At 71.7% G+C, this 13,325-nt stretch carries 9 protein-coding genes; all 9 read left to right on the forward strand.

What is annotated here, in order from left to right; all coding sequences use genetic code 11:
• The 9 genes from pheT (at position 1) to dnaE (ending at position 13,297) form a co-directional block, all read left to right on the forward strand.
• On the forward strand, positions 1 to 2,397 hold the full coding sequence (gene pheT, locus M3M55_RS09910; RefSeq protein ID WP_249009340.1) for a phenylalanine--tRNA ligase subunit beta: 2,397 nt from the start codon (positions 1 to 3) through the stop codon (positions 2,395 to 2,397).
• The gene (gene argC / locus M3M55_RS09915) at positions 2,390 to 3,400 is read left to right on the forward strand and encodes an N-acetyl-gamma-glutamyl-phosphate reductase (RefSeq protein ID WP_249009341.1); all 1,011 of its coding nucleotides are present in this window, start codon (positions 2,390 to 2,392) and stop codon (positions 3,398 to 3,400) included. The genes pheT and argC overlap by 8 nt, the downstream gene beginning before the upstream one ends.
• Positions 3,400 to 4,656 (forward strand): bifunctional glutamate N-acetyltransferase/amino-acid acetyltransferase ArgJ, encoded by a 1,257-nt coding sequence (gene argJ, locus M3M55_RS09920; protein ID WP_249009342.1) that lies wholly within the window; start codon positions 3,400 to 3,402, stop codon positions 4,654 to 4,656. Before argC ends, argJ begins: the two co-directional genes overlap by 1 nt.
• A 19-nt stretch (positions 4,657 to 4,675) precedes the next feature.
• Complete coding sequence (gene argB, locus M3M55_RS09925) at positions 4,676 to 5,581, forward strand: acetylglutamate kinase (RefSeq protein WP_249009343.1); 906 nt, start codon at positions 4,676 to 4,678, stop codon at positions 5,579 to 5,581.
• The gene (locus M3M55_RS09930) at positions 5,578 to 6,732 is read left to right on the forward strand and encodes an aspartate aminotransferase family protein (RefSeq protein WP_249009344.1); all 1,155 of its coding nucleotides are present in this window, start codon (positions 5,578 to 5,580) and stop codon (positions 6,730 to 6,732) included. The genes argB and M3M55_RS09930 overlap by 4 nt, the downstream gene beginning before the upstream one ends.
• Positions 6,729 to 8,141, forward strand: a complete 1,413-nt coding sequence (locus M3M55_RS09935) for a CHAD domain-containing protein (RefSeq protein WP_249009345.1) — start codon at positions 6,729 to 6,731, stop codon at positions 8,139 to 8,141. The genes M3M55_RS09930 and M3M55_RS09935 overlap by 4 nt, the downstream gene beginning before the upstream one ends.
• Positions 8,141 to 8,893: a ParA family protein gene (locus tag M3M55_RS09940; RefSeq protein ID WP_249009346.1), complete on the forward strand. Its 753-nt coding sequence runs from the start codon at positions 8,141 to 8,143 to the stop codon at positions 8,891 to 8,893. Before M3M55_RS09935 ends, M3M55_RS09940 begins: the two co-directional genes overlap by 1 nt.
• 55 nt (positions 8,894 to 8,948) lie before the next feature.
• Entirely contained in the window at positions 8,949 to 9,659 is a 711-nt protein-coding gene (locus M3M55_RS09945; protein WP_249009347.1) for a hypothetical protein, read from the forward strand.
• Between the two features lie 68 nt (positions 9,660 to 9,727).
• Positions 9,728 to 13,297, forward strand: coding sequence for a DNA polymerase III subunit alpha (gene dnaE, locus M3M55_RS09950; RefSeq protein ID WP_249009348.1), 3,570 nt, complete (start codon positions 9,728 to 9,730; stop codon positions 13,295 to 13,297).
• Positions 13,298 to 13,325 lie beyond the last annotated feature (28 nt).

A 13,325-nucleotide genomic window follows, 5' to 3' on the forward strand; every position in this document is an offset into this window, starting at 1 on the left:
ATGCGCGTCCCCCTCGACTGGCTCTCTGAATACTGCGCGCCGGCGCTGAGCGCGACCGAGCTGGCGGCCGCGCTCGCCCTCACCGGCACCGAGGTCGAGCGCGTCGAGCACCATGGCGTCGCCACGCCCGACGGGTTCGTCGTCGGGCACGTGCTCGAGGCGACCAAGCACCCCGACGCTGACCGCCTCCGCGTCTGTGTCGTGGAGATCGGGGATGGCGAGCCCCGCCAGATCGTCTGCGGCGCCCCGAACGTCGCCGCCGGACTGACCGTCGCGGTCGCCCAGCCCGGCAGCGTGATGCCGGACGGGACCCGCCTGAAGAAGGCGAAGCTGCGCGGCCAGGAGTCCCACGGGATGATCCTGTCCGAGCGGGAGCTCGCCATCAGCGCCGAGCACGACGGGATCATGGTGCTGCCCGGGACCCCGGCGCCGGGCACTCCGCTCGCGGAGGTGATCCCGATCGGCACCGACGTGCTCGTGCTCGAGATCACCCCGAACCGGCCGGACTGCCTCGGGATCTACGGCGTCGCCCGGGAGGTGCACGCCGCCACCGGCGCGCCGCTCGCCCCCGAACCCTGGGCTGAGGATCCCGGCAGCCTCGGGCCGCTCGCGGGCGTCGAGATCACCAACGCGGCCGGACCCGAGCTCAACCCGCGCTTCACCGCCCGCATCTTCGGCGGGGTCCGGGTCGGCCCGTCCCCGATCTGGCTCAAGGCCCGCCTGATGGCCGCCGGGATGCGGCCGATCTCCAACGTCGTCGACATCACCAACTACGTGATGCTCGTCACCGGCCAGCCGATGCACGCCTTCGACCTCGACCGGGTCGCCGGACGGCGCCTCAACGTCCGCCGGGCCCGGGCGGGGGAGACCGTCGAGACCCTCGACGGCCAGGCCCGGACGCTCGATCCGGACATCGTGCTGATCGAGGACGCCGACGGGCCGACCTCGATCGCCGGGGTGATGGGCGGCGCCCGCTCGGAGGTGTCTGAGACGACGAGCACCGTGCTCGCCGAGGTCGCCACCTGGAACGGGCCGAACATCCACGAGACCGCGCTCAAGCTCGCGCTCAACTCCGAGGCGGCCAGCCGCAACGCCAAGGGCCTCGCCCCCGAGCAGACCCTGTGGGCCCAGGCGCTCGCCACCCGCATGTTCAGGGAGCTGACGGGCGCGACGGTCAGCCCGGGGACGCTCGACCTCGGCGGGGACGGGCCCGCCCCGGCGAAGATCGCCCTGCGCACCGCCCGGATCGCCGCGCTGCTCGGGACCGAGGTGCCCCGCGAGCGCGCCGCCGAGGTGCTCGACGCGCTCGGGTTCACGACCGCCGCCACGCCTGAGGGGCTGGCGGTCACCGTACCTCCGGTCCGCCGCACCGACGTCACCCGGGAGGTCGACCTGATCGAGGAGATCGCCCGTCTCGCCGTGCTCGGCGACCTGCCGGCGACGCTGCCGCGCCGGTCCGGTTCCGGGGCCCTGTCCGCCCGCCAGCGCCTGCGCCGCCGCGCCGCGGACCTGCTCGCCGGGGCGGGCCTGTCCGAGGTCGTCGGCTGGTCCTTCGCGGCGCCGGACCAGAACGCTCGGCTGCGCCTCGCCGACCCCGCCGTCACGCTCGCCAACCCGATGTCGGCCGACCACTCCCGACTGCGTACCACCCTGCTCGGCTCGGTGCTCGACGTCGCCGCCCACAACCGCGCCCAGGGCGCGGAGCGGATCGCGATCTTCGAGATGGGCGCCGTCTACCGGCCCGAGCGGATCGCCCCCCGCGCCGAGGACGTCCACGCCCTCGCCCTGCTCACCGGGCCGGTGCGGACCCCGACCTGGCGCGAACCCGCTCCGCCGCCGGCGGACGTGTTCGCCGCCAAGGGGGTCGCTGAGGTGCTGCTCGACGGGCTCGGGATCGCATGGGAGCTCGTGCCCGGCCAGGCGCTCGCCACTCTGCACCCGACCCGCAGCGCCGTCGTGCAGGTCAACGGGCACCGGGTCGGGTTCCTCGCCGAGGTGCACCCCGAGGTCGCCGCCGCTTGGGACCTCGGGCCTGGGCCGGTCGCGGTCGCGGCGATCAACCTCGACGCGCTCGCCCTCCCCGAGACCCGGCAGGCCCGGGATCTCACGAGCTTCCCGTCCCTGCGCGAGGACCTCGCCGTCGTCCTCCCCGACACCGTCAGCGCCGCGGAGCTGCTCGCGGTGATCGGCGCCGCCGCCGGCCCGCTTCTGCACAGCGCCGATGTCTTCGACGTCTACCGGGACAGCGCTCGCCTCGGGGCCGGCCGCTACTCGGTCGCGGTGCGCCTGCACTTCCGCGCCTCCGACCGGACCCTCACCAATGAGGAGGTTGCCGTCAAGCGCGGGCGGATCATCGCCGCCGTCGCCGACCAGCTCGAAGGGACGATCCGTGCCTGAGTCGGGCCCGCGCGTGGCCGTCCTCGGCGCCTCCGGTTACGCGGGCGCGCTCGCCGCCGCGCTGCTGACCCGCCATCCGGCCTTTCAGCTTGGCGCCGCGAGCGCGCGGTCCGACGCGGGCCGGCGTCTCGATCATCTCTACCCGCACCATCGGGTCGCCATCGAACTCGTCAGCCCCGACACGCTCGATCCGGGCGGCTTCGACGCTGCGATCGTCGCCTACCCGCACATGGCCGCCGCGCCGGTCGTCGCCGCCTGGCGCTCCGCCGGGGTCAAGGTCGTCGACCTGTCCGCCGACTTCCGCCTCCGCGACGTCGGCACCTACGGTGAGTGGTACGGAGCCCATCCCGAGGCGGAACTCATCGCCGAGGCCGTCTACGGTCTCCCCGAGCTGTACCGGACCGCCATCCGCGAAGCGAGCCTCGTCGCCAACCCGGGCTGCTACCCGACCGCGACGATCCTTGCGCTCGCGCCGCTCGCCCGTGCCGGGCTGATCGGCGACCTCGTGATCGACGCGAAGTCCGGGGTCTCGGGCGCCGGTCGGGCGGCGACGGAGGCGACTCACTTCGTCAGCGTCGATGAGAACGTCCGCGCCTACAAGGTGCCCCGCCACCGCCACACCCCGGAGATCGAACAGGAGCTCGCCGCGCTCGGCAACCCGGTGACGATCACCTTCACCCCGCACCTGCTCCCCCTCGACCAGGGAGAGCTCGTCAGCTGCTACGTCACCCTGACCGAGCCAGACCGGTCCGAGACAGAGCTGCGCGACCTCTACGCCGACGCCTACCGGGAGGAGGCGTTCATCGAGACCGTCGACACGCTCCCCGGGGTCAGGGACGTCCGCGACACGAACATCTGCCGGATCGGCCTGCACAAGGACGAGCGGACCGGCCGGGCGATCGTGTTCGGCGCGATCGACAACCTGTGGAAGGGCACCGCCTCTCAGGCGATCCAGAATCTCAACCTGATGTTCGGCTACGCGGAAGGGCTCGGGATCGGCTGATGGGGACGTTCTTTCGCTCCCGCTGGGTCGATGTGCCCGCTGCGGTCACCGAGCTCGCCGGCGCGGTGCTCCCGGCCGGCTTCCGGGCCGCCGGGGTCGCCGCCGGGATCAAGGAGTCGGGGGCGCCCGACCTCGCCCTCATCGTCTCGGACCGGCCGACCGCGAGCGCGGCCCGGTTCAGCCGCACCGGTGCCCCGTCGGCGCCGGTGCTGCTCACCCGTCGGCGCACCGAGCTGGGGGAGATCCGCGCGGTCGTCGTCAACTCGGGGAACGCGAACGCGGCGACGGGCAACCGCGGGCTCGAGGACGCCGCCAAGATGCAGGGGGGAGCGGCGATCGTCTGCGGGGTGTCCGAGCGCCACGTGGCGGTCGCCTCGACCGGGGTGATCGGCGTGCCGCTGCCGATGAACCGGGTGATGTCCGGGCTCGCGGCCGCCGGCCGCGGTCTGTCCCCCGACGGCGGCGGGGCCTTCGCGGAGGCGATCCGGACGACCGACGCGCACCCCAAGCAGATCAGCCTGCAGGTTGCCCTCAGCGGCGGGACGGTCACCCTCGCCGTCCAGGCCAAGGGGGCCGGGATGATCTCCCCGCGCTTTGCCACCCTGCTCGTGTTCATCCAGACCGACGCCGAACTCGACGCCGATGAGGCCGACCTGCTCCTGTCGGTGTGCACGAAGCGGTCCTTTGACCGCATCTCCGTCGACGGCCAGCTGTCGACGAGCGACACGATCATCCTCCAGGCCAACGGCGCCTCCGGGGTGCGAGTGGAGCCCGAGTCCGGTGACGAACGGATCTTCGGGGAGGCCCTCGACGCGGTGCTGCGCCAGATCGCCCTGGCGGTGATCGCCGACGGGGAGGGGGCTCGCCGGGTCGGGCGCGTCGTCGTCCGCGGCGGCGACGATGAGGCGGTCACCCGGGTCGCCCACGCGGTCGCCGACTCGCCGCTTGTCAAGACCGCGCTGTACGGGGGGGACCCGAACTGGGGGCGGATCATCCAGGCCGTCGGGGCGGCGCTCGCGGCCCCGGCGGGCGCCGCAGCGGCGCCCCTGGCCGTCGACATCGCGATTGAGGGCGTCACCGTCTGTGCCGGAGGCAGCTTCGTCGTCCACGACGCCGCCGCGCTCGCCGCCGCCGTGCAGCGGTCCGAGGTCGAGTACGAGATCACCCTCGGCGGGGCCGAGGCGGCGGAGACCGAGCGCTACTTCTCCGACCTCGGGCACGAGTACGTGACGATCAACGCCGACTACACGACCTGAGCTGGACGGACCGCCTGTGATGCCGACCCCCGACTCCCCTGCGCCGATGACCCACAGTCCGGCCGGACGCCCGATCCGCGACGTCGACACGCTGCTGGAGGCGCTGCCCTACATCCGCGCGTTCCACGGCTCGACGATCGTGATCAAGTACGGCGGGGCGGCGATGACCGACCCGGTTCTCAAGGAGGAGTTTGCCCGCGATGTCGCGCTGATCAAGTACGTCGGGATCAACCCGGTGATCGTCCACGGCGGCGGCCCGGAGATCACCGCCTACATGCGCCGGCTCGACCTGCCCGTCGAGTTCGTCGACGGACTCCGGGTCTCGGACGCCGCGACCGTCGAGGTCGCCAAGATGGTGCTCGTCGGCAAGGTCAACAAGGACATCGTCGGCCTCATCAACCGTCACGGCCAGCGGGCGGTCGGCCTCTGCGGGGATGACGGGGCGCTGTTCACCTGCTCGCGCCAGCCGTCCCCGAGTGGCCAGGACATCGGCTTCGTCGGACGGATCGACACGGTCGACACCGGCATCCTCACCCACATCGCGACCGACTACATCCCGGTGATCGCCTCCGTCGGCGTCGACGGGGTCGGCAACTCCTACAACATCAACGCCGACACGGCCGCCGCCGCGGTCGCGACGGCGCTCGGCGCCGACAAGGTGATGTTCCTCACCGACGTCTCCGGGTGGCTGGCGGACCCGGCCGACCCGGCCAGCCTGATTCAGGAGGCGACCGCCGATCAGCTCGCGGCGGCCCTGCGCGAAGTCGGTGGCGGAATGCGCCCCAAGCTCGAGGCGTGCCTGGACGCGGTCCGTGGTGGGGTGGCGACCGCGGTGATCGTCGACGGCCGCCAGCCCCACAGCCTGCTCGTCGAGCTGTTCACCGCCGCCGGGCAGGGCACCCTCATCCGCGGGGAGGGCCGGTGAGCCTGTCCGAACTGCAGGCGCTCGAGCGTCGCTACGTGATCGGGACCTACCTGCGCAACCCGGTCGTGTTCGTGCGTGGCGAGGGGACCCGCCTGTGGGACGACTCGGGTGTCGAGTACCTCGACTTCCTCGCCGGCATCAGCGTCCTCAACGTCGGCCACTGTCACCCGCGCATCGTCGCGGCGATCCAGGCCCAGGCGGCGACGCTCACCCACGTCTCGAACCTCTACTACACCGAGCCGGCGATGCGGCTGTCCGCCGCCCTCTCCGAGAGCGCGCTCGGCGGCAAGGTGTTCCTCGCCAACTCGGGCGCGGAGGCGAACGAGGCGGCGCTCAAGCTCGCCCGCCGCGCCCGGCCGGGCGGCGGGATCGTCGTCCTCGAGGACGGCTTCCACGGACGCACCTACGGGGCGCTGTCGGCGACCCCGCAGGAGTCCAAGCAGGCGCCGTTTGCCCCGCTCGTGCCCGGGTTCACCGCGGTCGCTCGCGACCCGGAGGCGATCACCGCCGCGGTCGGCCCCGACACGGCGGCGGTGATGCTCGAACCGATCCAGGGCGAGTCGGGCATCCACCCGCTCCCCGACCCGGTGCTGCTCGCCGCCCGGGCGGCGTGTGACCGGACCGGCGCGGTGCTCATCTACGACGAGGTGCAGACCGGGATGGGCCGGACCGGCACCGTCTGGGCGTACCAGGGCGGGCCTGTCGTCCCCGATGCGCTCACCTCCGCCAAGGGGCTCGGCGGCGGCGTCCCGATCGGGGCGCTGATCACCGGCCCGCGCCTGGCCGACACCTTCCGGCCCGGCGATCACGGCTCGACGTTCGCCGGTGGACCGCTCGTCTGCGCGGCCGCACTCGAGGCGCTGGCGATCTGCAGCGACCCGGCGCTGCTGACCCAGGTCTCCCAGCTCGGCGAGCGGCTGACGGGCTCGCTCGCCGAGCTCCCGCACGTGCGGGAGGTGCGTGGCCGGGGCCTGATGGTCGGCGTCGACCTCGACGTCGACGCGATCGACGTGGCCCGGCGCGCGCTGCTGGACCAGCGGCTCGTCGTCAACGCGACCGGGCCGGCGACGCTGCGGCTCGAGCCGCCGCTGACGGTCAGCGCCGCCGAGGTCGACGAGGCGGTCGCCCGGCTGGGTAAGCTGCTCGCGTGAGCCCCGAGTACGTCGCGGAGCAGCCGCTCTCCCTCCGGGTCATCGCGGCGGCCCTTGACGGTGCCTTCCGCTTCGGCCCGGTGAGCGTCCGTGAGGAAGCGCTCACCGTCTATGACACCTTCGACGGTCGGCTCGCGGCGGCCGGTCTCGCCGTGGCCGTCACCGGCCCGGAGGCGATTCCCGCCCGGGCGCGTGCGCTCGCCGGGCGCCGCGCCCTGCTCGAGCTGGCGACCGTGACGGTGCGGACGGAGACGGTGTCGCTCTGGGACGACCTCGACAAGACGGTCCTGCGTCTCGAGCTGATCAGCGCGCCCGGTCTCACCCCGCGCGTCCGCCTCCACGGTCTCCGCGGCTATGAGGCCGAGCGGGCGCTCATCTTCGAGCTGCTCGCCCTCACCGAGGCGCCGCTCAGCCTGACCGACGAGGCGATCCTCGCCGCCGGCGGGCGACCCGGCGGGGTGCGGGCGAAGGTCCGGGTTTCCCTCAACCCCGGCGAGCGATCCGACGCGGCCGTCGCCGCGATCTGCCTCGCCCTGTGGGAGGTGGTCGACGCGAACCTTCCCGGTACGCTCGCGGACACCGACGCAGAGTTCCTCCACGACCTGCGCGTCTGCGTGCGCAAGACGCGCTCGGTGCTCAAGGAGCTGCCGGGCGTGTGGGAGCCGGGGGAGCGCGCCCGCTGGCGGGAGGAGTTCCGCTGGCTCCAGCAGATCACCGGCGAGAGCCGTGACCTGGACGTCGCCCTCGAGGACCTTGACGCGCTCGCCGGCCTGCTCGAGGACGAGACGGACCGGCGCGCGCTCGCCCCGCTCGCGACCGTGATCGCCCGGCGCCGGGCGGCCGCCCGGCGGATCATGGTTCGCGAGCTGCGCGGCGGGCGAGCCCGCGCGCTCGGACCGGCGTGGACGGCGGCGCTCACCGGCCTCCCTGAGCGGTCCGAGGCCGACCGGCCCGACGGCGCGACCCCGATCGGCCGGCTCGCCGCGGACCGGATCCTTGCCGTTGCCCGCCAGATGGTCAAGCTCGGGCGGGCGATCGGCCCCGACTCGGCGCCCGAGGAGTATCACACCCTCCGTAAGCACGGCAAGGAGCTGCGCTACCTGCTCGAGCTGTTCGGGCTCGAGCTCGGCGAGCGTGAGCAGATCGCCCCGCTACTCGATGCCCTCAAGGACCTCCAGGAGGTCCTCGGCCGCCACCAGGACCGAGAGATCCAGGCCCACACCCTGCGCGGCATGGCCGAGGAGATCGCCGCCCTGCCCGGCGGCGCTCAGGCGCTGATCGCCCTCGGCCGGCTGCTCGGCGCGCTCGCCGCCGACGGTGCCGACGCGCGCGGCGAGTTCGCCGCCGCCTTTGGGGCCTTTGCCGCCAAGCCGCAGCAGGCGGCGCTCCGGACCGCGCTCGGGCGCTGATGGCGACCGTCATCGCCACCTACAACATCAAGGGCGGGGTCGGCAAGACGTCCGCCGCTGTCAACCTCGCCTACCTCGCCGCCCGCGACGGTGGGCGCACCCTGCTCTGGGACCTCGACCCCCAGGCGGCGTCGACGTACCTGTTCCGGATCCGTCCGCGTGTGCGGGGCGGCTCTGACGCGCTCATCCGCCGTCGCACCCCGGTCCTCGCCCAGATCAAGGCAACCGACCACGATCGCCTCGACCTCCTGCCCGCCGACTTCTCCTACCGGCACATGGATCTCGCCCTCGACAGCTTCAAGCATCCGACCCGCCGGCTCGCCAAGGTGCTCGAGCCCCTCGCCGAGGACTACGACACGATCTTCCTCGACTGTCCGCCGTCGATCTCGCTCGTCTCCGAGTCGGTCTTCGACGCCGCCGATGTGCTGCTCGTTCCGATCATCCCGGCGACCTTGTCCTCCCGCACCTTCGACCAGCTCGCCGAGCTTGCCGGCGCCGCCGGGGGGCCGCGCGTGTTTGCCTTCTTCTCCATGGTGGAGACTCACAAGGCCCTGCACCGCAGGGTGATGGCCCGCCTCCGGGGCGTCCATCAGCTGACGATGCTCGGCGCGGCGATCCCCGCCTCTGAGGACGTCGAGGCGATGGGGGAGGAGCGCGATCCCGTCGGCGCCTTCGCCCCGGCGTCGAGCGCGGCGATGGCCTATGAGGCCCTGTGGTGGGACCTCCGCCGTCGGCTCGCCGTTCCCGCGTGAGACGCGGCGGGATCTCCCTTACCCTTGCGGTGATGCCGTCGGGACGAGCCTTGTGATGCGGGACACCAGCTCCGAGCAGATGCTCATCGAGCGCCAGTTGCGGGCCGCGGAGATCGCGCTTGCGACCGCACGGCAGCGACGCTTTGACAATGACGAGGCGATCCGCACCCTGCGGGCCCAGGTCGCCGACGTCGAGTCAGCGCTGGAAGCGAGCATCGCCGCCCGTGAGCGCGACCTCGAGCAGTATCAGGCGGCCTTGGAGAGCGCCCGCCGGCGGGCGGTGGAGGCCGAGCAGCGTTACCTCGGTGAGCGACGGCGCGCGAGCGCCCTCGAGCAGGAGCTCGGCGCCGTCCGCGCCGAAGCCGAGCAGCGGGACCACCTGCGCAGCCAACTCGCGGCCGAGCAGCGGGTCCGTCGTCTCGAGGCCGAACTCGAGTTCGTCCTCCGGCGCGCCGCCGAGTTCGAGCACGGCATCCGGATCGCCGTCCTCGACGCGTTCACGGTGCTGCGCGGCGCCTCGACCCGCCTTGACGCCGTCCTCACCGCCGCCGGTCTCCCCGAACTCCCCGGGTTGTCGGGGTTGTCCGCGCGTCCGTGGGGCACGGTGGAGCCGTCGTCGGGCTTCGAACCGGCCGCGCCTGCCGGGGGCCCCACGGTCCCGTCCGGTCCGTCGCGGCCGGTCCCCGACCGGCTCGAGTCCGACCGGCTCGACGCCGCGCTTGAACGGCTGCGGGCGAGCACCCCCGCCCCCGAGGACGTCGCGTAGCGATTGTCCGCAGGGAGCGGGCTCGGACGCGGGAGCCGTCCGCGACAGGACATATTCTCCGCCCTCGGATGAGTCCCACCTGCGCGCACCTTCACGTCCACTCCGAGTACTCGCTGCTCGACGGCGCCAACAAGATCGACGCGCTCGCCGAGCGAGCCGCCGCCTTCGATCAGCCGGCGCTTGCCCTGACCGATCATGGCCGGATGAACGGGGCCGTAGAGCTCTACCAGGCCGCCAGGAAGCACGGCATCAAGCCGATCCAGGGCTGTGAGGTGTACGTCACCAACAACCGGCGGGAGAAGGGCAAGCGCCACCATCTCACGTTGATCGCCGAGACACCGGAGGGCTACCGCAACCTCGTGAAGCTGTGTTCGGCCGGCTTCCTCGAGGGGCTCCAGCGGGGGTACCCGACCGTTGACGCGGAACTGTTGGCGCGTTATGCGACGGGCATCATCGCGCTCACGGGCTGTCTTGCCTCGAAGTTCTGCTCCGCGCTGGTGGAGGGGCGGGTTGACGCGGCCCGGGGAACCGCGGATGAGCTGATCCAGATCTTCGGGCCCGAGCAGGTGTACTTCGAGATCCAGCAGAACGGCATTCCCGAACAGGAGAAGGCGAACGCGGGCATCATCGCGCTCGCCCGCGAGTTCGGCCGTCCGCTCGTGGGTACCGGGGACGTCCACTACCTGCGGCGCGAGGACTTCGACAACCATGCCGCACTGCTCTGTGTGCAGACCAAGTCGACGCTCGCGAACCCGAAGCTCGCCTTCTCCACGAACGAGTTCTACCTCCACTCGAGTGAGGAGATGGCCGACAAGTTCTCCCCGTGGCCGGAGGCGCTCGCCTCGACCCTGGAGATCGCCGAACGCTGTGACGTCGAGATCGAGCTGGGCAAGCAGCTGATCCCGACCTTCCCGTGCCCCGACGGTCTCGTTGAGGCGGGCTACCTCCGCCGCCTGGTGGAGGAGGGGCTCGCCCACCGTTACGGCGACCCGGTTCCCGCCGCCGCCCGGGAACGCGCCGAATATGAGCTCGGTGTGATCGACCGGATGGGCTACTCGGGCTATTTCCTGATCGTCTGGGACTTCATCAACTGGGCGCGGTCGAACGGGATCTCGGTCGGTCCGGGCCGTGGTTCGGCGGCCGGGTCGATCGTCGCCTACAGCACCGGCATCACCGACCTCGATCCGCTCGCCTATGACCTGCTGTTCGAGCGGTTCCTCAACCCCGAGCGGGTGTCGATGCCCGACATCGACGTCGACTTCTCCGTCCGTGGCCGTGAGCGGGTGATCCAGTACGTGACCGAGAAGTACGGTAAGGAGTCGGTCGCTCAGATCATCACGTTCGGCCGGATGTTCCCGCGCGCGGCGACCAAGGACGCCGCGCGGGTGCTCGGCTTCCCCTACGCGCTCGGGGACAAGCTCGCCAAGCTGATCCCCGACCCCGAGCAGGGGCGGGCGCCGAAGTTCGCCGACTGTCTCGCCGACGGTCAGCCGCTCGCGCTCGAAGTCGCTCGGGATCCTGAGGCGGCGAAGGTGATCGAGGTCGCGCGCGGGCTCGAGGGGATCGTCCGCAACGCGTCGATCCACGCCGCTGCGGTGGTGATCGCGCCGCGACCGCTGACTGACCTCGTCCCCGTCGAGCTCGCCGACACGCGCTCGACCGATGCCAACGGGGACAAGGTCTATCGCACCGTCACCCAGTTCTCGATGAAGCCGGTCGAGGCGATGGGGCTGTTGAAGATGGACTTCCTCGGCCTGCGCAACCTCGATGTGATCGAGGACGCCCTCGACATCATCGAGCGCTCCACCGGCGGGCGCCCGGACATGCGCAACCTCGCCCTCGATGATGTCCGCACCTACGAGATGCTCGCCCGCGGCGAATCGATCGGCGTGTTTCAGTTCGAGTCCGAAGGCTTCCGCGAGGCGCTCAAGAAGGTCCGTCCGACCGAGTTCGACGATCTGATCGCCCTCGGTGCTCTGTATCGGCCCGGGGCGATGGATTCGATCCCCACCTACGCCCGCGGCAAGCACGACCCCGCGTCAATCGACTACCGCGACGACCGGCTGATCCCGATCCTCGAGTCGACCAAGGGCGTGATCATCTACCAGGAGCAGGCGATGCTGATCGCCCAGGAGCTCGGCGGATTCTCGGGCGCCAAGGCCGACGATCTCCGCAAGGCGATCGGGAAGAAGAACCGTGAGGCGATGGCGAAGCTCAAGCCCGAGTTCGTCGACGGCTGCCGCGCGTCAGGCACCGCCGACAGCGTGATCGACTGGCTGTGGACGACGAACGAGAAGTCGGCCGACTACTCATTCAACAAGTCCCACGCCGCCTGTTATGCGCTGATCTCCTACCGGACCGCGTGGTTGCGGGCCAATTACCCGGCCGAGTACATGGCCGCGCTCATCTCCTCGGTGATGGACACCAAGGACAAGGTGCCCTTCTTCGTGTCCCAGGCCGAGCAGATGGGCATCGACATCCTCCCGCCCGACGTCAACCTGTCCGACCACAATTTTGTCGTCGTCGACTCCCAGATCCGGTTCGGCCTCGACGCGGTCAAGGGCGTCGGGTACGCCGCGGTGGAGGCGATCAAGGCCGCCCGCGGGGAGATTGATCCGGTCACCGGCCGACCGCTCACCCCGTTCCGGGACATCTACGACTTCTGTGAGCGGATCGACTCACGGTCGGTCAACCGCAAGGCGATCGAATCGCTGATCAAATGCGGGGCGTTCGGGTCGACCCAGGACAGCCGCAAGGGGATGCTGCTCGTGCTCGAACAGGCCCAGGCGGCTGGCCAGCAGGCCCAGCAGGATCAGGAGCGCGGCCAGGCGTCGATCTTCGATCTGCTCGGTGAGGCCGAGGCCGCACCCGTCACGGGAGGCGGCGTCGCGCACGCCCCGGTCCCCGCCGGCGAGTTCGAGCCCTCCGAGCTGCTGGCGATGGAGAAGGAGTCGATCGGACTGTTCATCTCCACGCACCCGCTCAAGGCGATCGCCGCGACCCTTGAGGCGGAGATCGACTATCGCCTCGCCGAACTTGACGGCGTCCCCGACCAGGAGCGGGTGATCGCGGGCGGCATCATCTCGGCGACCAAGCGGATCAAGACCAAGAAGGGCGACTGGATGATGTTCGCCACCCTCGAGGACCTCAGCGCGAGCGTGGAGATGGTCATCTTCGGGGACACCCTCGCGGAGTGCGAGGAGATTCTCAGCCCGGATGTGATCGTGCTCGTCAAAGGCAAGGTCGACCACAAGGACGCCGGCCGCACCTGCCTCGTCGTCAACCACGTCGAGCGGTTCGCGCCGACCGCCGAGGAGGTCGCCGCCGCCGAGGCGGCCGCCGCGGACCGGCCAGTTGCGCCGGCGACCGTTCCCTTCCGTCTTCGTCTCGCCGCCGGTGCCCTCACGGCGAGCACGATCACCGACCTGCGTGACGTCCTCGTCAACTTTCCGGGCGAGTCAGAGGTCCTGCTCGACCTGGTCACGCGCCGCGGAACGCGCACACTGCGGCTCGGCGCCGGCTACCGGGTGACCCGTCACGACGCGAGCCTTCACGCCGAGCTCGACCGTCTGCTCGGCGGGGCGCTGTTGGGGCCTGACGACGGGGACGCGGCCGCCGTCGACGCCCGCGCCGCCTGAGCGCCAGCCGGTCCGTCCGGTCCGGCCG

The organism is Conexibacter sp. DBS9H8, assembly GCF_023330685.1.
Classification (GTDB): Bacteria; Actinomycetota; Thermoleophilia; order Solirubrobacterales; family Solirubrobacteraceae; genus Palsa-465.